This is a genomic window from Algoriphagus aestuariicola (genome assembly GCF_017254835.1).
Lineage (GTDB): Bacteria > Bacteroidota > Bacteroidia > Cytophagales > Cyclobacteriaceae > Algoriphagus > Algoriphagus aestuariicola.
Genome location: NZ_JAFKCW010000004.1, coordinates 678,435 through 700,040, shown reverse-complemented (window position 1 = coordinate 700,040; position 21,606 = coordinate 678,435). Strand labels below are relative to the sequence as shown.

The following is a 21,606-nucleotide window of genomic DNA, read 5'->3' as shown; positions in this document are numbered from 1 at the left end:
GCGTTACGCACCCGTGCGCCGCTCTAGGCCTCAGATTACTCCTCGGCTTGCCGCTCGACTTGCATGTATTAGGCCTGCCGCTAGCGTTCATCCTGAGCCAGGATCAAACTCTCCATTGTAAATTGTCATTGTTGTCGGTTATCATGCGGCCTAAGCCCTCACGATAACCCCCGCCCTTGTTCTCAGGCTATTTTTCTCTCTTACAACATTTCAAAGAACTTCTCCCGCCGCATTCGGCAGGCTTGTCAAAAACCGGCCCTTGGGCCCCGCTTTCCGTTTGTTTCACTTCTGGTGTTTCGCCGTTCCTTTCGAACAGGGTTGCAAAGGTAAGTGAAGTTTTTTTCTTTCCAACAAGTGAGTGGAAATTATTTTTTCAACTCTTTTCCCCTCTCCCGAAAATCCGAAACTTATACCGTTTCGGCATTCCAACCCTTCCCGCCTTTCAACCTCCCCCCGACGCCGTCCGCGTCGATTGGGAGTGCAAATATCCCCCTTTTTTCCTCCACAACAATACCCAGGACGGAAAAAAAACACCAAAAACCCTAAGTCCCTGGAAATGATCGGGAAAAATTGAAACAAATAAAAAGGCCCCGAGAACTCAATTCATGGGGCCTTTAGTGTAGGATATTTTGATGCTTAAAGCTCTTTCAAAACAATGTTTCGCCAATATACTTTAATCCCTCCACCGTCATGGATCTGAAGCAAAACGCCGCCTTTTCCTTCTCCAATTTTTGGATCGGAAAAGTTCACCATCTCTACTCCATTGAGATAAGAGGTCACGTTATCTCCTTTGACCACGATCTTCATTTTGTTCCACTCTCCGAATTTCAATGCTTTGTCTTTTTCTGGATCTGGCTTGATCAGCCAACCTCTTCCATAAGACTCATAGATACCTCCTGTATCATGGCCTGGAGGAGCTACCTCCACTTGCCAGCCGGAGACTTTAGTTCCGTCTACTGTCGAGCGGATAAAGACGCCACTATTTCCGTTTGCCTCTTGCTTAAATTCCAAATTGATCTCAAAATCCTCAAAGTTCTCCTCAGTTCCCAAATATCCGTATCCCTTGTCCGGGCCACTCTCCGAAATTAGCAGGCCATCTTCCACATACCATTTCTCCGTTCCATAGACTACCCAACCTGATAGATCTTTCCCGTTAAACAGTTTTTTCTTCTTTTGGGCGAAGGTTACCTGGGCTACCAAAAGTAAAAGCCCGACAATTACTAACTTTTTCATAAAGGATTATTTTATAGGGGTCTTATTTTAATGTTTTTGAACCAAACTGGATCTCCATGGTCCTGAAGCGCAATCAGGCCTTTTTTCGCAATCTTGTAATCTGGGAAATCATTCCACTTGCCTGAATTCCTTCTGGTATTCCAATCCTCGGAATAAGGAACAAACTCAACGGTCTTTTTCCCATTAAGCCAATAGCTCGAACCCTGCTCGGAAAAGATGATCTTGGACGTATTCCACTCACCTGCTGGCTTTACCACACCTTCGTAGTCAGGAACATACATCGCATAATCAGCACCGATGGATTGCCAGTCTTCCAATGGCTGCGCAAAACCCAGCTGGTCAATCACCTGATATTCAGGTCCAGTATAGTAGGGAGCCTTATATTTTGGATCCTCCACAACATGATAAAACACCCCGCTATTGCCTCCAGGCGAGATCTTCCAGGTGAACTCCATCTCAAATTCCTCAAACTCCATGGGACCGAATACCACATCGCCTCCAAAATCCTCCCCACCGGTAGCGCCCAATCCTTTCATCGCGCCATCTTCAATGATCCAGTTGGCGGGAGTCGAATCTCCATTGAAGGCTCTCCAGCCATCCATGGACGTTCCGTCAAAAAGAAGCATCCAGCCGGAGGCTTTTTCCTCTTCAGTCAGTGTGTTGTCGGCCACGACTACCACCTCTTCGGTGACTTCCGCTGTTTCGTCGGTGGTTTTTGGGCTACAAGCCCAAGCCATGGACAGCATCGCGGCCAAGGCAATCGAACTTTTTTTCATAGTATGAATAGATAGTGTTTTTCTGGTTGACAAAATTCAAGGCCACCCATTTTTGGGAAAGTTGACGCTTGGGCTTAGTTGAAAATAGATTATTGGCAATTCGTCTCCTTGCCAAGACTCTACCTGAACAGCCCGCAAAAGTTAATTGATTTTTTTATAAAAGTCCTTGAAGGAAAGTTTAATTTTTATAAGTGGATTCGAAATCCCTTGGCTGGCTTTTCTTATAATCTTTTGAAATATCCCATAGAAAGGAGCAGACGACTGCCGTACCAAGAAAACATCTCCCCATCTACCAATAGAATCTTTGCATCTGGAAGTATTTTTTGGATTTGAAGCCTGTGTTTTTCCGCAAAAGGAAAGGGTTCGGAGCTTAGCAGGACGTATTCCGGCGACAAGGAACGCAAGCCCTCCTTATCCACGATAGGATAGCGCTCGGATTGAACGACATTTTCAAATCCAGCCAAAGCAAGCAAAGAATCGATAAATGTATTTTTCCCAGCTACCATTTTTGGGTTTTCCCAAATCATATACACGGCGCGGCCCTTTTTAGCAAGTGGTTGGGCAAAGGAGGATCGTATGCTTTCGACGATTACCTCGGCCCTGTCCTCGACTCCAGTGATTCTACCCAAGTCCCTTATCATCCTCAGCGCATCCGCCAAATCATAGATATCGCTCATCCACACCGGATATTTTGATGAGAGTTGTTCAATCCCCTCGTGATCGTTTTCTTCTTTGTTTCCGATTATCAAATCTGGTTTCAAGGATTCAATTATATCGAACCGATAGTTTTTTGTCCCTCCGACGACAGTTTTGCCGGCCCTCAGATGATCTGGATGGACGCAAAATTTGGTCACACCGACTAGCCTATCCTCCAGCCCCAAGTCAAATAGCAATTCGGTCTGAGACGGCACCAAAGAAATAATCCTTTGCGGAGGGCAAGGAATGTGAATGGATCGATGGAGATGATCAGTAAAAAACATGTTGTATCCGGCTATTAGCCATAGACCAAAGCAATCGACTATGGGCTATGGGCTAATACCCTATATTATATATCTGAAATCATAGGCCGGATCAAACCCAATCAAAAACTCATACATCAAACTGATCACCTGCTCGATGTCGTCCTTGCTGGCTGTCTCCACAGTAGTATGCATGTACTTAAGCGGTAGCGATATCAAAGCTGACGGCACTCCCTCATTGGAATAGGCAAAAGCGTCGGTGTCCGTTCCAGTGCTCCTGGAAGCAGCGGCCCTTTGGAAAGGAATTTCTTTTTTCCTCGCTGTATCGATGATGAGATCCAAAAGCTTTTTGTGGACTGACGCACCGTAGGTCAAGACCGGCCCCTTCCCTGCAGTTTGGTCACCGCTGGTCACCTTATTATATAAAGGAGCGGTCGTATCATGACAAACATCCGTGATAATGGCAATGTTTGGCTTGATCCTATGGGCGATCATCTCGGCGCCGCGAAGGCCGATCTCCTCCTGGACAGCGTTGACTATATAGATTCCGAAAGGAAGCTTGATTCCCGACTCCTTCAACTTGTGGGCAACCTCCGCGATCATATAGCCTCCGATTCGATTGTCCAAGGCACGTCCAGACCAAAACTTCCCGTTTAATTCGATCAATTCGTCTTTGAACGTGATGACGCATCCCACATGGATGCCCATTTCCTCCACTTCGGCTTTAGAACGGGCTCCTACATCGATGAATATGTTGTCCAAGGTTGGCGCGTCCTCCTTGCCTTCTTTTCTGACGTGGATTGCCGGCCAGCCAAATACTCCCGGTATAATTCCTTTGTCCGTGTGGATGTTGACCCTCATGGATGGCGCAATCATGTGATCGGAACCCCCATTTCGACGGACATAGATATACCCGTCGTCCTTGATGTAATTCACAAACCAGCTGATCTCATCCGCGTGCGCTTCTATGACTACTTTGTATTCTGCCTCTGGATTGATCACACCCACAGCCGTTCCGTAGTTGTCTGTAAAATAAGTGTCCACAAAGGGTCGGATATAATCCAGCCAGATCTGCTGACCGGATGCCTCAAAACCGGTTGGTGAGGCGTTGTTGAGATATTTGTTGAGAAAAGAAATAGAGTCCACGTGTTTTATTGAAGAATTTTAAATCGAATAATAAAGAATTAAAGTGGAATGTTCCCGTGTTTTTTCCTCGGTAGCTTATCCACCTTGTTTTCGAGCATTTTAAATGCTTTGATGAGTTTGGTTCGCGTTTCAGAGGGGAAAATCACTTCATCGATAAAACCCCTCGCGGCAGCTCTATAGGGATGGGCAAACTTCGCGGTGTAGTCATCTACTTTTTCCTGTAGCTTCCCTTCTGGGTCTTCAGCTTCTGCGATTTCCTTTTTGAAGATGATTTCCGCGGCGCCTTTGGCCCCCATTACGGCTATTTCAGCCGTCGGCCAAGCATAGTTCAAGTCAGCTCCGATATGCTTGGAATTCATCACATCATAGGCTCCACCGTAAGCCTTTCGCGTGATGACTGTAATCCTCGGAACGGTTGCCTCTGAAAATGCATAGAGAAGTTTGGCCCCATTGCTGATGATTCCATTCCATTCCTGATCCGTCCCCGGCAGGAAGCCCGGCACATCTACCAAGACCAACAAGGGCACATTGAAACTGTCGCAAAATCTCACAAATCGAGCTGCCTTGACGGAGGCGTTGTTGTCCAACACACCGGCCATAGATTGGGGCTGGTTGCCTACTATCCCAATGCTACGACCTGCTATCCTTCCAAATCCCACTACAATATTGTCCGCGTAATTTTCATGAACCTCAAGAAACGAATCCTCGTCGATTATTCCGCGGACCACATCCCTCATATCGTAGGGATGGTTGGGGTTTTCGGGAATGAGGGAATCAAGTACCGGACGAGTTTCGTCCTTTTTCAGCTCGTAGGGATAAATGGGAGCTTGGTCTTCACAGTTTTGTGGCAGGTAGCCGAGAAGGCGCTTGATATGTTTGATTGCTTCCAGCTCATTGGCACAGGCAAAATGAGTTACTCCCGACTTGGTACTGTGGGTAGACGCACCGCCCAATTCTTCCGCTGAAACGGACTCCTGGGTGACTGTCTTTACCACATTTGGACCTGTCACAAACATATAGGAGGTGTTTTCGACCATCAAGATAAAATCCGTAATCGCCGGAGAATATACCGCTCCGCCGGCGCAGGGTCCCATGATCGCCGATATCTGTGGAATCACCCCAGAGGCCAGCGTATTCCTGTAAAAAATATCAGCATAGCCACCCAGCGAGCTTACGCCTTCCTGGATTCTTGCGCCACCAGAGTCGTTTAATCCTATGACAGGTGCGCCGTTTTTCATGGCCATGTCCATGATTTTGCAGATTTTCTCGGCATGGGTCTCCGAAAGTGACCCTCCGAAAACCGTGAAATCCTGTGAAAAAACATAAACCAACCTGCCGTTGATCTCTCCATACCCCGTGATCACCCCGTCTCCGAGGTAATGCTCTTTGTCCAGACCGAAGTCCTTGGAACGGTGTGTCACGAAGCGGTCGATCTCCTCAAAAGTCCCCTGATCCATCAGCAATTCCACGCGTTCGCGGGCGGAAAGCTTCCCCTTCTTATGCTGTGAGGCGATTCGGGTCTCTCCCCCGCCTTTTTTAGCCTCAGCGTTCTTTTTTCGAAGCAGGTCAAATTTCTCCGCGTTGTCGGGCAAGGCAATGGGTTTGTTCAGTTCAGCCATCGTAGATTTTTTATCCTGACCAAATATAAACCGAAGCTGGAATTGAAAGCCGGAAAAGTTCTCCTAATCGAACTTTCGATGCTTGGATCACGTCAAATCCACTTGATCCCATCCAAGTTCACCCGTTTCAGTCTCAGGCTCGCGTCCATTCAAGGCCTTACTTGCCGTTGGACAAAAATCTCGATGGTAAACTTTCGCACTAAAATTGTACCTATCAAAAACTTTCTATATTCGCCCATCCAAAATTTTGGCAGATTATGAGTATCCGAAAAGCCGCTGTGATAGACATGGGAACCAATACATTTCACTTGTTATTGGTGGAGCTGAATGGGGTGGGTTTTAGGACTATCTATAAGGAGAAAATTCCGGTTAAGCTCGGGCAGGGAGGAATCAACCAAAACCATATCGCCCCTGACGCCCAAAAAAGAGCATTCCATACCTTAAAACATTTCAAAAACCTGATTGATGGCGAACACATCGATCAGGTTTTTGCTTTTGCTACCTCTGCGGTCCGCAATGCGGAAAACGGCCACGAGTTCGTATCCAAAGTGAAGGACGATTTGGGAATCCACGTCAATGTGATCTCGGGAGACGAAGAAGCCCAGCTGATCTATGAGGGAATCAATCTTTCCGGCTCACTTAATGGACACACCAATCTGATGATGGACATCGGCGGGGGCTCGGTGGAATTTATCATCGGAACTTCACAGGAGGTATTCTGGAAAAGGAGTTTTGAGATCGGAGGCCAGCGACTTTTGGATGCTTTCCACTACCATGACCCGATTTTGCCGGAGGAAGTGGACAAGCTGGAAATGTACTGCCTTGAAAAACTTCAGCCATTGATCGAAGCTATTCAGAAATACAAACCAACCGGACTGGTGGGAGCTTCAGGGACTTTTGACACGCTCACTGACATCTATTACGAGTCCATGCTCCAGTGCAAACTCACCGGCCAGCATGTGTTTGAGCTTCCCACCGAGGACTTCGAACACATTTTCGAAATGTTAAAATCAAAGAACCGGGAGGAGCGCCTAAAAATCCCTGGAATGATCGCCATGCGCGTGGACATGATCGTGGTAGCCAGCTGCCTCATAGAGTTCATCCTGCGCTACGTGCCCGTAGAAGCTATCGTCTGCTCATTTTACTCTTTGAAAGAAGGCGCAGTCTCCCGATTGCTTGCCGGCAAAGTGTAGTTTGAGTAGAATCTCTTACTACTCGCGCTTTGCGTTCGCTTCTCCACTTTGCTAAAACCAAACACTGATCCTTCGGGGCTGGATCTTATCTTTGCCGGAATTCAAACCATTTCCTCCCTTTTATGCAAACTTTCTCCTACGAACAACTCCATAGATTCACTTACGGGATGCTTGTCAAGATAGGGTGTCCAGAGGTTGACGCCAAGATCGGCACGGACGTATTGCTTTCGGCGGATCTCCGTGGAGTGGACAGTCATGGCGTAGCGAGACTTTCAGGTTATGTGAGATTGTGGGAAAAAGGTAGAATCAATGCCAAACCAAATGTCCACGTCTCCTACGAAACTCCATCTACGGCGGTAGTAGATGGGGACAGCGGATTGGGTTTAGTTGTAGCTCCTTTCGCCATGAAAGTGGCGATCGAAAAAGCCAAAAACGTGGGCACCGGCTGGGTATCCGTAAAAAACTCCAACCACTACGGAATTGCTGGCTATCACTCGATGATGGCCTTGGAGCATGACATGATCGGTATTTCTTTGACGAATGCAAGTCCTTTGGTCGCTCCGACTTTTTCCAGAGAACGATTGCTCGGCACTAATCCCATCTCAGTGGCAATCCCAGCCAAAAACCAACCTCCCTTCGTGGCTGATATGGCAACGACCACAGCTGCCAATGGAAAACTGGAAATTCTACAACGAAAAGGACTCGATACTCCAACAGGCTGGGTGCAGGACAAAGACGGCAGCCCGACCACCTCGGCAAATGGTGTAAAAGACGGTGGGGCTTTGCTACCTCTTGGCGGAGATCGTGAGCATGGTTCGCACAAAGGCTATGCGCTGGGAGCGATCGTGGATATTTTCTCAGCAGTTCTCTCTGGTGCCAACTACGGCCCTTGGGTTCCGCCTTTTGTCGCATTTCTCGATCCGCTTCCAAATCTGGTCGGCGAGGGAATCGGTCACTTTTTCGGAGCTATGCGGGTGGATGCCTTCCGCCCTGCAGATGAATTCAAATCCCACATGGACAACTGGATCGAGAGATTCCGTTCAGCCGAAACTACCCCGGGGAACGAAAAAGTCCTGATCCCAGGCGATCCCGAACGCGAACTAGAAGCCATCCGAATGAAGGAAGGAATTCCTTTGCTCGATCCAGTGGTGAAGGATCTGACAGAATTGGGAGAACGGTTTGGGGTGAAATTCTAGTACTGTCGGATGACCGATGTCGGGTGAAGTAAAATTCATATGTGAATAGGAATTCCTAGAAAAAGAGTCAACTTGATTTTTTTCCTTGGAATGGCAATCCGACCTACCCATGTCCGAAAACCCTTTATGCGCATCGAAGTTTGATCGTGGATACGTATATTTTTTATGAAAGGGATCGTTACATCCTTTCCAAGGACGGCAATAATTTTTTGGGAATCTGGAACGCCATGAAACAACGCGAAGAAATCTCACTTCTTTTTGCTGATAATCCAGAATTGATGAATCGAATTCTAAAAAAAGAATTTGACAACAAAATCCCCGAATTGGTGGCGCTTTACAATCAGTGATTTCAGACTGCTTTTTTAAAAATTCAGTATTTCAATATCAACGGCCTTTTTTGACTGCTTCCAATTAAGTTAGGATCGTCTTTAAATTCGTCTTGCCAAAGAAATGGCTTTTCGTAATTTAAGGCACCAGTCCCCTCAAACCCAAGACCGATGAATCCACTAAATAGAAGAGAATTTTTAAAAGGAAGTAGCGCACTGATGACCCTGGCAAGTTTTGGCTTGCTCGGAATGGATTTCAAAGACCGAGAAGGCCCGCTAAAAGTCGCTTTGATCGGAACAGGTTGGTACGGAAAATCCGATCTTTTTCGCCTGATCCAAGTGGCAGATGTGGAAGTGGTTGCCCTCTGTGATGTGGATAGCAAGCAATTGGAGGAAGCGGGGAGACTCGTGTCCACGCGGCAAAAATCCGGAAAAGTGCCAGCACTTTACGAAGACTACAAGGAGCTTTTGGCCAAAGAAAAACCCGAATTTGTCCTGATCGGATCTCCGGATCACTGGCATGCCTTGATGGCCATCGATGCAGTGAAAAGCGGTGCGCATGTCTATCTGCAAAAGCCGATTTCCGTGGATGTGATCGAAGGAGAAGCGATTTTGGCGGCGGCCAGAAAATATGACCGCAAGGTGCAGATTGGCACCCAGCGCCGAAGTACGCCGCATTTGGTGCAGGCGAAAAAGGAAATCATCGACTCTAGCAAACTGGGCAAAATCTCCCATGCGGAGGTTTGTTGCTACTACCACATGCGAAACCGAAGTCATCCAGAGGTCATGCCCGTTCCGGAAAATCTGAATTACGAGCTTTGGGCAGGGCCTGCCCCGAAACTCCCCTATCGTGGGATTTTGCACCGGGGCTGGCGGGCATTTATGGAATACGGTAATGGCATCGTGGGCGATATGTGCGTGCACATGCTGGATGCCGTCCGCTGGATGTGCGACTTGGGCTGGCCGGTACAGGTGACTTCCACTGGCGGAATCTATATGGACAAGGAATCGATTTCCAACATTTCCGATACCCAGACGGCCATTTTTGAGTTTGACGAAATGAATGTGGTTTGGCAGCACCGCACTTGGGGCAACCCGGTGGACAAGGATTATCCTTGGGCTTTTAAGATCTATGGAGAAAAAGGAATGCTGGCCGGAAGTCCCATGAGGGCTGATTTTATCCCGGTTGGTAACAACAATGGGGAAGCGATCCACTACCCTGTCGTCCTGGAAAAAGAACAATATCCGGAAGATGTCACCGAAAAAGACATCGAGATCCATGCGGCTCCGGCTACCCGTGAACAACTGAAAAACTGGCTTCAGGCCATCGATCAAAATACCCTACCGGTTGCGGATGTGTTGCAAGGACATATTTCCACAGCTGCCTGTATCTTGGCAAATATGTCCATGGATCTCGGAGGAAGAGCACTTCGCTACGACCCCAAATCGATGACTGTTATCAGCGATCCTGAAGCAACGAAACTGCTGAGAAGACCTTATCGGGAGGGATATGTGCATCCTGAGCCGGATCAGGTGTAAAATTGATTCTTTGGATTCTTGACTTTATAGAATTCCGTCTATCCTATTTTTCTTTGGAAAGGAGTGACTTTTTGTATCTTGATCAGAACAATTAACCTCAAACCCAAACCTCTATGAATCATTTGAATCGACGGGATTTCCTTAAAGGCTCTTCTGCTTTGGCGACCCTCGCCAGTTTTGGACTTTTAGGTATGGACTTCAAAGACCGGGAAGGTCCACTTCAAGTCGCCCTGATCGGTGCAGGCTGGTATGGCAAATCCGACCTTTTTCGCCTGATCCAAGTAGCGGATGTCGAAGTGGTAGGACTGGCCGATCCAGACAAAAACATGCTCAAAGCTGCAGGAGACATGGTGGCCACCCGCCAAAAATCCGGTAAAATCCCTGCGCTCTACGAAGATTACAAAGAACTTCTTGCCAAGGAAAAGCCAGAGTTCGTGCTGATCGGATCACCTGATCACTGGCATGCGCTGCAATGCATCGATGCACTGAAAGCCGGGGCCCACGTCTACGTGCAAAAGCCCATCTCCGTCGACGTGATCGAAGGAGAAGCCATGGTTGCCGCTGCGCGAAAGTATGGGAAGAAGGTGCAAGTCGGCACCCAGCGAAAAAGTACCCCTCACTTGATCGACGCCAAAAAGCAGGTGATCGATGCCGGTCTTTTGGGAAAAATATCCCACGCCGAGGTTTGCTGCTACTTCCACATGAGGGCCAACGGAAATCCGCCCGTTGAGCCAGTTCCAGATTTCTTCAATTACGAACTCTGGACCGGCCCTGCACCGCTTCGCCCTTATGATGGCTTGCCGCACAAGCGCTGGTGGAGAACTTTTATCGAATACGGAAATGGCATCACCGGAGACATGTGCGTACACATGCTCGACACGGTTCGCTGGATGCTGAAGCTCGGCTGGCCAACCCAAATCACCTCCACCGGTGGAATCTACGTCCAAAAAGAAGGCAAATCGAATATCTCAGATACGCAGTCAGCCATCTTCGAATACCCAGAACTGAATGTCGTCTGGCAGCACCGAACCTGGGGCACGCCAGACGATCCGGAATATCCCTGGGCATTCAAGATTTTCGGGGAAAAGGGGACACTGGTCGGCAGTACCATGAAAGCGGACTTTATCCCTTTAAACAAAGACGAAAAACCCATTCACTTTGATTGCCTTTTCGAGCGGGAAAAATATCCTGAAGATTTGAACGAACCGGACATCGAGCTCAATGCCGCACCTGCTACCCGATATCACATGCGAAACTGGCTGGAGGCAATTGACAAAGACACCCTGCCAGTGGCGGATATCGAGGAAGGACATATCTCTACCGCAGCCTGCATCCTCGCCAACATCTCCATGGATCTAGGTGGCCGCACACTGAAATATGATCCCAAGACCATGACGGTAATCGGGGATAAAGAGGCAACCGAACGATTGAGAAGACCTTACAGAAAAGGCTATACTCATCCTGAACCGGATAAGGTTTGATGCTTTGGCTAGGCTCAGCACAAGAATTTGAAATCCCCGGACGGCAAGAAGCTGTTCGGGATTTTATTCATTGATTTACAGAATCCTACAAAAAGCATATCCCTGCTATTCTAAAAATAAATTTTAGAATTGATCCATTGAATTTTTCTGCCAAAAATCAGTCTTCCCCGACTCTGAAATTCGATAAAAATAGAACAAATTTTATTTTCTGATTTGACGTAGGCGCGGTCATTCTTGTCAAGATGAATCGATCGACTATCGGCAATTCCTCGATCGCCCGGATATCTCTTTGGTCATTCACCAGTATATATTTTTTTTCAGCATTTCTGGAAAGCGCCATTGAATTTCGAATTCAACACTTCGAGATTCCTAATCTCAAATCTGCTTCTGCAGCAACTCCAAAAACTTCCGATCGAGCTTTTCTCCATACCAGTCCTCATACACCATATCTTTTCTTCGAGAATTGAGCACTCCAAAAGCTCCCGAAAACTCCCAGATTCCAAAACCGACTTCCATTTCTTTCAAAACCTGCAGCACATCTCCAAACCATGCTAAAAAAACCTGATGGGGCGTCTGATTGTAGCAGCCACATTCACCGCAATGCACACCAACGCCTTGGTCGATCAGTGCTTTCCAAGGCGCGTAATATTCCCGGATGGCCTCGATTCCCAAAACCCGATCATCTTGCTTCAATGGCCAATCTACCGGAGGAACCGACTCTGGATCTTTATAAACCCAGCCTGCTTTGTAATGTGATATTGGAAACGGATGGTATCCACGGCAGCTTTGAGCTAAATCCAAGTCTGCCAGTTCCGGCACAGCCATTCCTCCGCCTCCATTGCCATCAGCGATCACCAATCGGGAATTTTTCACTGACTTGATAGTTTCTAAGGCTGCCTTGGCTACCCGGTGGTAATCGGCCACATCCACCGGACCTCCGGGGCTGTGTTGATCATTGGGATTTTCTCTTTGAAATGGCTCATTCACCAAGTCAAAACTGAGCTTCTTTGCAGAAATCCCCCGATATCGCTTCGCCCACATTTCCCAATGGGCACAAAAAGCCTCCAGTGCTTCCTGATCTTTCCAAAGATTATAGGGCTCTTCAAACCCCGCATTGATGCAAAATCCCGGCGCACGATGCAGATTCAAACTGACATGCAATCCTTCATTTAGACTTTTTTCCACCAACTGATCGACTTTTTCCAATCTGCTCTCGTCAAAATTCAGCACCTCGTCGGCTCGGATCGGCCTACTTCGATCGATATTCAAATAACTCGGATAAGAGATCGGCACCCGAACAAAATCAAAGCCCCAATCGGCTATCCACTTCAAATAGTCTGGCTTGCTAGGCCTGCCTTGGTCCGGATCATGGGAGAAAAAATCCAAGAGATTGAAGCCTTTCCAGGCTGGAAGTTTGTTTTTGGGTTTAGCTTCCACAAAAGAAGAAAGTGGGAGCAAACTCGCTCCAGCAGTCGCCATTGCTGTTTTTTTCACAAAATCACGACGGGAATCAAATAGGCTCATGGGCTTAGAAATTGATTGATGAAAAAATACCCACAATTATGCTCGGATCGGAATCAAATCGGTGTTTTTACACCACTGGCAGAAATATGCAGCGAGCTTAGCTCCAACGCGTTACTACTTCCCGCTTATGAAAGTCCATCTCACGGTTATTTGACTTTATATCTATAAAACACATTGTAATCCTGCTCCTCCTCACGCTCCGGCTTGATATAGAGAATGTCTTTTTTGTCAAAATAATGGACCGCACCCGCAATGGGCAACTCTGCGATGGCCAAACTTTCTCCTTGGGAATCAACCAAGAGGTATTTCGCCTTTCGGTACTTGCGGAACACTTCCTTAAACCCTGGATCATTTATGTAGTTTTCGCTTTTCGCACGAAACTCGTCACGTACTTTCTTTGGGATTTCCGTGTGAAACTCGACTAAAAAGAATTTGCCACCACCCTTCAAGTCAGAAAATAAAGGATAGAGAAAAGGCTGATCCATGGGGTCAATTTCCAGAGTCTCATTTCGCTCCGCATGGACCAAACTGGCCTCGCCTGCTGGCACGAGTAGCTCATTTTCCCATCGAAAAAAGAACAACTGATTCCCAACTCTTGGCAAAATTCCAATCAGCCCACTTTCTCCCAAAGCGGATGCATAGGGCAGGGCCTGACCTTTCCACTGTCGGTACTTTCTGGGAAGCCAATTCTCCGGATAGGCATTGAATCTCCAGAGCGAATCTTTGGCCGGGTCATAGACGTAGCCAGATTCCGCCAGACCATAAAAATCCGCATTTTGGCTTTCTGGGGCCATCAGTTGGGGCTCGATGGCATTGGCCTCCGTACCGACGATGAGGGTTCTTCCTCCTACCTGAAAAGGCGAAAAGCTCACATGGGTACGGTTGATTTCAAGCAAATTCATCCCCTTGGCAATCGGCTTTCCTATCTTTTCCTTTCTGAAATCAGGTCCAAAAAAATTCAAAGGCATCTCCGCTGACATGTCTTTTACCACCAAACCATCACCCACAAAGGCCATCTCCATGGGAAAGCCTACCTGATCCGGCCCGTCTCCCTTGATGGAGAGCGTGTCGAGTATGTTCCCCATTTTGTCAGTCAAAAGAAACTGGTTTAAAAAGCGGTCTTTGAAGATCATCTGACCATTGGCAGGGTTGACTGCCCCGAGCGAAAGCTCTCCCAGGGACTCAACCAGGACTGAATCCAAAAACTCAAAATCCACTTCCATTGCGTCTTTTGTTTCGGACTCTGTAGTCGTATGGCTATCGCAGCTCCATACTACCAGGCCCAGCAAGGCCAAAAAAGTTGTTTTTGTCATAAATAGATTTTGGACGTTAATCGCATGACTCCCCTGAAAATATGACACCCTTTCAGAAAACTTTCGTCTGACCTCCTTCGCTTAACTCTTCTTCCACATCATCACCGGCAAAATCCAGAACACGCCGATCAGACTGAACACCAATCCTCCAATGGTACCGATAGCGAGGGAAAACCAAAAAATCTCGTTTTGTCCCTCCAGGATAAAGGGCAGTAGGCCGAAGCAGGTCGAGAAAACGGTCAGCAGGATCGGGATCGCCTTGCTCGCGATGGACTTGAGCACGTTTCGGTTGAAAGCCCCCGAGGCACGATTGTTCAGGTCGTTGAGGATGAAGATGCCCGCATTCACGGCCAAGCCCCCCAGCATCACAAAGGCCGCGAAGCCGCCCCGGTCAAAGTTGAATCCGCCGACTGCAAAGATCAAAAACAGCCCGATAAAGCTGATGGGAATGAGGAAAAGGATGAAAAACGGCTGTCGGAAGTTTTCAAACAGGATGGTGCAAATGAAGAAAATCCCCAGAATCAGCAGTCCCAGGAGCCCGTATTGGCGCTTGGCCTGCTCAGTACCCCAAGACCACTCCTGTTTTTTGGCCTCATACCCTATCGGCATCTCCGCCTTCATCTCCTCTAGCACCTCCTGCAGATACTCGTTGCCAAACTTTGCCGAGCCCATGTATTCAAAGGACACCACCCGGATATACTGCCTGTCCTCCTTATGCAGGGCATTTGTCGTTGTCTCCAGATTCAGCGTCCCAAAGTCGGCGACTTTGAGGATTTTGTCCTCCCCACTGACCAGTCCCCGCTTTTCCAGATCAAACTTGCTGAAATCCTCCGATTGCTTCTCCCGGATCATCAGTCCGTAGTTTTGGTCGGCCAGAGTTAGGTAAGCCGAATTCATGCGCGGTTTGGACAGGTCCTGAAGCATGGTGAGCACCTCGTACTGGCTAGTGCCGCCAAGGGCGATATGGTTTTGGTCGAGGCGAAGGACATATTCCTGGGTCTTTTGTTCTGAGTAGGAAGCCCGCTCATTGGTGTTGACCTCGGGGATGCGCTTGTGTTTTTTGAGTTTTTCTGCCAAAATATCCGCCTGCCGCTCCAGCTCGTCAAAATTATATCCCTTCATCTCCACCCGGAAGGAGGGAATCTGGTCGCTGCCTCCTCCGGTATAGAATCCCTGTCCCACACCGTAGATGTTCCATGCCACCCCGCTCCAGTCGGTGGACTTGACCGAAAGCCGCCCCTTGAGCTGATAGGGCAAAGCGCCGTTTTCGTAAACTTCGTCAAACGTGATCTGGATCTGCGCCTGCTGTCCCGACATTACATAGGTCACAAACTGGTCGATCCCCTCCACTCCTTTTAGATATTCCTCAAACTCCCGAATTATCAGGTCCATCTGCTCCAGCGTATTGCCAAAGGGAAGCCGGGCGGAGACATACAGGCGGGTCTTTTCGGGTTCACGATAGACGCTTTTTTCATAAACCCCCCGCACAAACATCCGTAGTGTGCCGCCTAGGGCTTTGTCCACATAGGGCCGGATTTCCTCCTGATAGAAAGCATTCCCCACGGTCTTGTTGTACCACTCCCGCCCCTCCCATTTTGCCGGCAAAAAAAAGACTGGCGTACCAAAAAGCAGGATGATGGCCAAAAGGAAAGATTTGCGGTAGCGAGCGGTAAAAGCAATCCCGCTTTCATATCGGTTGAGCCAAGAGACGTGGGTTCGGAGCTGGGGCAAGGTGAATTTCCTTCCCTCCTTTGCGGATTCTTTGAAGAGCAGCTCGTAGAATGCCGGGGTGAAAAACAGCGCGATCACCAAACTGATACCCAGCATCACCGAAACGACGATGGAAAACTCCGTGAGGTTTCGCCGGTCTTCCTCCGGCAAGAGCAAGACCATGAGCAGTGCCGCCACCGTCGTCAGGGAAGCGGCCATCAGGGCCAAAAAAACCTTGCGGTTGCGGTGCTTGTGCAGGTGGTCCATCATCACGATGGCATTGTCCACGATAAGGCCGAAGCTGATGGTCAAGCCCGCAATCGAATACAGCTGCAGATCCACTTTCAGGAAATACAGCACCATGGCCGTGAGGCTCAGGTTGACCAAAATCCCCAAAAACAGGATGGAGAGGTATTTTAGGTTGCGGTTGATCAGGAAGACGAAAGCGATCAGGATCAGGATGGAAAGCCCCGAGCGCTGGTAGATCTTATTCAGCTCCTTTTCGAGAAACTCCGTGTCGTCGTTTTCCAGCCGGACTTCAAAGCCCGCCGGAAGATTGGTCTTGGCCGCTTCCACAGAAGCTCTGAGCTCTTTGGCCAACAGGACTTTGTTGACCCCATCCCGATTGTACACCGCCAATGTCACCGAGTTGTTGCCATTGATGCGGTAGTAGCGCGTCGCCTCGGCCTCCTCTAGCGTAACCTGGGCAATGTCGCGGAGCAGCACTTCCATTCCGCCGGTCTGCAGGATCAGGAGGTTTTCGAGCTGCTCGAGCCTGTGCAGCTTTCTGTCCAAGGTCACAAAGAGCGTCTTGCCTTCGCTGGTATACACCGTACCTGGGTATTTCTGCCCGAACGCCTCGGCGATCTGCTGGCCCAAAAAGCTTCTGGAAATGCCAAAGGCCTGCATCTTTTGCGCATCAAAGGTGACAAAGACCTGGAGGTCGTTTGCTCCGCGTACCTGAACTTCTTCCACCTCGGCAAACTGCGTCAATGCAGGCTTGACCACATCCTCGGCGATTTTTTTGATTTCAAAGGAAGCAAAAGGCCCATTGATGCTGTAGGTGAGGATCGGAGTCTTGAAGTCCGTCCGGGACTCGGCACTTTGAGTCACCACAGGATAGCTCAGGCGCTCGTCCAGCTTGGGATAAACCTGCCGGATCAGCGCCAACACCTCAAACTTTTTGAGTTCCATGTCCGCTTTCTTGTCAAAGCGCAGGGTAATCGATCCCTGATCATAATTGGATGTGGAAGTGATCGATTTAAGTTCGGACAACTGCGAAAAAGCCCCTTCCAGCGGAGAAGTGCCCAGTTTTTCGATGATTTCGGGAGAGGACTGGGGAATGCCAAAACCCACGCTGAGCACCGGCTCACGCTCCCGGGGATTGAGGTCCACGGAGAGCAGCGGCACCGTGGCAAATCCTAGGATTCCCAGCACCACAAACGCAACCAAAACCCGGAATGGCGTCATAGCTTTTCCCTTTTTCCGACCATGCTGTCAAAAAACCAGTACATCAGCGGCACAAAAAACAGCGCCGTGACCGTCCCGATCGTCAGGCCCCCAATTACCGCAAAAACCAAAGGCCGCTGCAAATCAGCTCCCAAGCCCGAGCTGAAAATGATCGGCACCAGCGCCAAAATGGTCGTGATCGAGGTCATCAGTATGGGCTTCAATCGGATCTTTCCCGCCTGATGAATGGCCTTTTCCCGGATCTGCTTGGCGGTCAGGCTCAGCTCGGCAGCATATTCTTCCTTCAGCCGATTGATCGTGTCGATCTTGAGGATCGCATCGTTCACCATGATTCCCAGCATCGCCACCAAGCCGATGGCTGACATCACATTAAGCGTGGCTCCGCAAAGCAAAAGCACCACAAATGCCCCGGTAATCCCCAACGGCAGCGTAAACACCACGATCAGCGGCTGCACAAAGCTCTCAAACTGTGCCGCCAGGATGAAATACAGCAGCAGCACCGATATGCCCAGGATGCCGATCAGTTGGCGCACATTTTCCCGGTCTGCGAAATATTGCCCTTTGGCCTCCACGGCCAGGTTCTTGTCGGCTGCCCAGCGGGTATACTCGGCACGGAGGCTTTCGGGATCTTCGGAATCGATCTCCGCGCTCTGGTAGATCCCGCCCCGATCAGCCGTCACGTACTTGTACTGGTCGGCATAGCGGTAGTCGACAAACTGCCCCAAAGCATAGGAGGTACTGTCCGAGGCGTAGATCCTCGTGGTCCGCAACAAATCCTCAAAGCGCTCCTGGCTCTCCCGCAGGCGGATCGGCGTGATCTCCCCAAAGCGACGGATATCCGTGATCGTATACACCCCAAACAGTCGGGAAAGCTGCTCCTGTACCTCGGAAACGGGGATCTGGTACAGCGCGAGACGGTCGGGAAGGAGAGTGAAAAGCACCGAGCTTTCCTCCTGCAAGCCCGGCCCCGGCTCCCAGGATTCGGCCGGGAAACTCTCCAGCCAAGGCTCCATCTTCTCGGCCGGCACGGGCTTTTTCTGGCTCAGGTCTTTCCAGCGCAATTCGTAATAAGGCTGATTGGAGCTGAAGAGCTGGTCAAAGGCATTGGGCGCGTCACCCAGCACAAAGGTCGCGAGCGGATATTCCTTCCCCAGCTTTTCCCGCAGGAGGGTGAGCTGTTCATCTTTCTCTTTTTCTGAGGGAAAAAGCAGGTACAGCAGGGACTTCTGGATGGAGTTGTCCCCGTCAAATAGCAAAAACTGGCGCACACCCACATCGGCCTCGGCCTGGCTGTAGTCTTTGATATCGCTGATGAGCCCCAGCATTCGGTCGCGGTTTTGCGCTGCCGAAATCGGCTCGTTCCAGTCGATCTCTAGGCTGGCGTCGGGCTTTTCGATCTCCGGCAGGCCTTGCGTATCCAGCAGCAGCCCCAAAGCCAAGCCCAGAGGAATCAGTACAAAGAAACCGACCAAGGCAATTTTTCTTCGTGCAAAAATCCAGTCAAAAGCCCGCTCGTAAACCCGCAGTGTCTTGAGAAAAGCGCTGGGTTCGCCCCGTAGCACATCCCTTGTTCCCACCCGGAAAATCAGCCAGTACAACAAGGGCAGCAGCACAAAGGCGACCAACAGCGACACCGACAGGATCGCCGCCACGGCCACGGCCTGGTCGTAAAACAAAGCCCCCGATATTCCGCTCAGGAAGACCAGCGGCACAAACACGGCCAGGGTCGTCAGCACCGAACTGATCAGCGCGCCCATCACCTCGTTGGCGCCCTGCACGCAGGACTCGAAGAGGCCGAGGCCGGACTCCCGCTTGCGGGTGATGTTGTCCAGGACGATGATCGCGTTGTCGATCAGCATGCCTATGCCCAGCGCCAGGCCGGATAGGGAGATGATGTTGATCGAGATGTCGAAAAAGTAAAAGACCAGAAAGCTGATCAGCAGGGAAGTCGGCAAACTGATGCCCATGACCAGGGGAATGCGGAAATCCTTGATGAAGAGGAAAAGGATGGCAAAGGCGAAGACGCCCCCGAAGAGCAAGCTGGTCTGCAGGTTGGAGATGGCGGCGTTGAGCAGGCTGCTTTGGTCTTGGGTCAGTGCAAAATCCACCTGGGGATAGTCGTTTTTGAAGAGCTCCAGGGATTTTTTCAGCTCGGGGATCAGCTCGTTCATCTTGGCCGCAGCTTGCTTGTGAACCGTGATGACCAGCCCCTCCTGCATTCCGAAGAGGTGAAAGCCCAGCATCTCTTGGGTTTCGTAGCGGGCGTTGGCCACGCGGCCCAGCGGCACGATGGCTCCGCTCGGGGAGCGAACCGGCAGGGACTCGATGTCCTCGGGCGTGTCCACCCGCGTCGCCAAACGGAGGAAATAGCGGAACTGCCCGTCCTTCACGCTGATACCGGGAAGCTCGGCGTTTCCGGCCTGCACGGCGTCGATCAGTTCCTTTTGGGTCATGCCCAGTGCGGCGAGCGCATGCTCGTCCGGCTCCACGGAGATGATGCGCTCCCGCTTGCCGTTGATGTCAACGAGCGACACACCCGGCAGCTGCTCGATGCGCTTTTTTAATACATTTTCTGCCAAGAGACTGACCTCAACTGGGTCGATATCTGCTTTGGGAATGACTTGGACGCGCGCTACTGGGATATCCGAGGTGTTGATGCGGATCACCTCCGGGCGGGGCAGGTCTTTGGGAAGGGAATTGGTCAGGCGGTCTATCTTCTCATTGACCTCGATGTAGGCCAGCTCCATCTTGGTCCCGTAGTCAAAGGTCAGCCGGACCGTCCCGATCTCTGAACCGGCCTTGCTCTCCATCTCCTCCAGTCCATTGAGTGTGATGAGTCCCTCGCGGATGTCCTGAAGGACGTTTTGCTCGATGGACTCGGGGGAGGCATTGGGATAGGTGACCTTCACCACGATCTGCGGCACGTCGATAGGCGGCAAAAGCGAAATCGGAAGCAGGCGAAAGACAATGGCCGAAAACACCAAAAGCGCAAAAAAAGACATCATGACCGCAATGGGCCGCTCCAGCAAAAATCGGATCATAGGGTGTCGTTGGCGATTTGTATCGGAGCCTGGTGGGCGAGCTGAAGGTTGTTGCTGGTGATGACGGTGCTGTTTTCGGGGATTCCCTCGAGGATCTCGATCTCACGCCCGTTGTCCTTGCCCACCTCCACGTAGTTCCACTTGGATTCCTTGCCGCCTTCCACGGTGAAGACCACCGCACGGCCGGATCTGTAGACGACCGCGTCCTTGGGCACGACCAGGCTGTTGCTCTGCGGGGCGCGGATCACCGCACGGGCATTCATGCCGGGCAGGAGATTTTTAGAGGAGTTCAGCGTGAGGGAGACTTGGACGAGGCCGTTTTCGTCCACTTTGGGATTGATGGCGGTGACGGTGCCGACCAGGGCATTCTGGGGATCGGAGATGGGATAGACTTCGGCCTTCTGCGCAGAGGAAACCAAAGGTATGTCCGACTCCAGAACCTTCACCCGAAGCAAAAGCCGATCGGTGGAAAGGATTTCGGCAAACTCGGCGTTTTTGGTCACCAGGCTGCCCTGTTTGAATTTGATGTTGGCGATCTGGCCAGCGACCGGTGCGCGTACCTCGCAGCGGGCGAGGTTAAGCTCGGCTTCCTTCAGCTCCACTTGGGCGAGAGAAAGGCCGCTGTTGACCAGGATGCGGTTTTGTACCAACTTGGCGACGACCGTGTCCTGGGATTCCAAGGCCAGATGGTATTGGTTTTTCAGCACTTCCAACTCGGACTGGGCCTTGACGACGGCGATGCGGGCCTTTTCCACGGCAAACTCCGCCTCCCGCCTATCCAGTCTCGCAATCACCTGGCCCTTCTGTACCGAGTGCCCTTCCAACACCAGCACCTCTTCCAGATAGCCTTCCCGCTCCACCAGCGCCTTCACCTCCGACTGGGCCTCCAGTTTGCCGATGGCATTGACCAGGTAGTCGAAGCTCTTGCGCTCGGCAGTCGCCGTGCGAACTTCGGTGGCGGCGACTTCGCTGCGGAAGGACTCTGCGGGGATTTCTTGGGAGCCGTCCTTGGCTTCGGAGCAGGCAAAAAGCAATAGGGAAAGACCAAACAGCAGGTTTTTCATGCAGGGTAACGTTTCT

The 21,606-nt window shown here is 50.3% G+C and carries 14 protein-coding genes and 1 rRNA gene; 4 read left to right on the top strand and 11 right to left on the bottom strand.

All coding sequences use genetic code 11. The features are described from left to right. The 6 genes from J0A67_RS19325 to J0A67_RS19300 all read right to left on the bottom strand — a co-directional run. Positions 1-119: ribosomal RNA gene (locus J0A67_RS19325) — 16S ribosomal RNA — on the bottom strand; the annotation flags it as partial. 517 nt (positions 120-636) lie between these two features. Further along, on the bottom strand, positions 637-1,233 hold the full coding sequence (locus J0A67_RS19320; protein WP_206571026.1) for a 3-keto-disaccharide hydrolase: 597 nt from the start codon (positions 1,231-1,233) through the stop codon (positions 637-639). Positions 1,234-1,244: 11 nt separating this feature from the next. Further along, on the bottom strand, positions 1,245-2,009 hold the full coding sequence (locus J0A67_RS19315; protein WP_206571025.1) for a 3-keto-disaccharide hydrolase: 765 nt from the start codon (positions 2,007-2,009) through the stop codon (positions 1,245-1,247). Between the two features lie 221 nt (positions 2,010-2,230). Next, positions 2,231-2,989, bottom strand: coding sequence for a helical backbone metal receptor (locus J0A67_RS19310; protein WP_206571024.1), 759 nt, complete (start codon positions 2,987-2,989; stop codon positions 2,231-2,233). A 60-nt stretch (positions 2,990-3,049) separates the two neighbouring features. Continuing rightward, on the bottom strand, positions 3,050-4,114 hold the full coding sequence (locus J0A67_RS19305) for a M42 family metallopeptidase (protein WP_206571023.1): 1,065 nt from the start codon (positions 4,112-4,114) through the stop codon (positions 3,050-3,052). 38 nt (positions 4,115-4,152) lie between these two features. After that, the gene (locus J0A67_RS19300) at positions 4,153-5,733 is read right to left on the bottom strand and encodes an acyl-CoA carboxylase subunit beta (RefSeq protein ID WP_206571022.1); all 1,581 of its coding nucleotides are present in this window, start codon (positions 5,731-5,733) and stop codon (positions 4,153-4,155) included. A 257-nt stretch (positions 5,734-5,990) separates the two neighbouring features. Here J0A67_RS19300 and J0A67_RS19295 point away from each other — a divergent pair, with 257 nt between their 5' ends. The 4 genes from J0A67_RS19295 (at position 5,991) to J0A67_RS19280 (ending at position 11,468) form a co-directional block, all read left to right on the top strand. Next, entirely contained in the window at positions 5,991-6,926 is a 936-nt protein-coding gene (locus J0A67_RS19295) for a Ppx/GppA phosphatase family protein (protein WP_206571021.1), read from the top strand. A 122-nt stretch (positions 6,927-7,048) separates the two neighbouring features. Further along, entirely contained in the window at positions 7,049-8,122 is a 1,074-nt protein-coding gene (locus tag J0A67_RS19290) for an Ldh family oxidoreductase (RefSeq protein ID WP_206571020.1), read from the top strand. A 497-nt stretch (positions 8,123-8,619) separates the two neighbouring features. Continuing rightward, the gene (locus J0A67_RS19285) at positions 8,620-9,987 is read left to right on the top strand and encodes a Gfo/Idh/MocA family protein (protein ID WP_206571019.1); all 1,368 of its coding nucleotides are present in this window, start codon (positions 8,620-8,622) and stop codon (positions 9,985-9,987) included. Positions 9,988-10,100: 113 nt separating this feature from the next. After that, positions 10,101-11,468 carry a Gfo/Idh/MocA family oxidoreductase gene (locus J0A67_RS19280; RefSeq protein ID WP_206571018.1) on the top strand — a complete coding sequence of 456 codons (1,368 nt, stop codon included), beginning with the start codon at positions 10,101-10,103 and terminating at the stop codon, positions 11,466-11,468. 375 nt (positions 11,469-11,843) lie between these two features. Here J0A67_RS19280 and J0A67_RS19275 read toward each other — a convergent pair whose 3' ends face one another. The 5 genes from J0A67_RS19275 to J0A67_RS19255 form a co-directional block, all read right to left on the bottom strand. Continuing rightward, positions 11,844-12,992: a glycoside hydrolase family 5 protein gene (locus tag J0A67_RS19275; RefSeq protein WP_206571017.1), complete on the bottom strand. Its 1,149-nt coding sequence runs from the start codon at positions 12,990-12,992 to the stop codon at positions 11,844-11,846. Between the two features lie 146 nt (positions 12,993-13,138). Further along, positions 13,139-14,305, bottom strand: coding sequence for a hypothetical protein (locus tag J0A67_RS19270; protein WP_206571016.1), 1,167 nt, complete (start codon positions 14,303-14,305; stop codon positions 13,139-13,141). An 81-nt stretch (positions 14,306-14,386) separates the two neighbouring features. Further along, a complete protein-coding gene (locus tag J0A67_RS19265) occupies positions 14,387-17,485 on the bottom strand; it encodes an efflux RND transporter permease subunit (RefSeq protein WP_206571015.1) in 3,099 nt (1,032 codons plus the stop codon). After that, entirely contained in the window at positions 17,482-20,526 is a 3,045-nt protein-coding gene (locus J0A67_RS19260; RefSeq protein ID WP_206571014.1) for an efflux RND transporter permease subunit, read from the bottom strand. Before J0A67_RS19260 ends, J0A67_RS19265 begins: the two co-directional genes overlap by 4 nt. Continuing rightward, positions 20,523-21,590: an efflux RND transporter periplasmic adaptor subunit gene (locus J0A67_RS19255; protein WP_206571013.1), complete on the bottom strand. Its 1,068-nt coding sequence runs from the start codon at positions 21,588-21,590 to the stop codon at positions 20,523-20,525. Before J0A67_RS19255 ends, J0A67_RS19260 begins: the two co-directional genes overlap by 4 nt. Between the last annotated feature and the right edge of the window lie 16 nt (positions 21,591-21,606).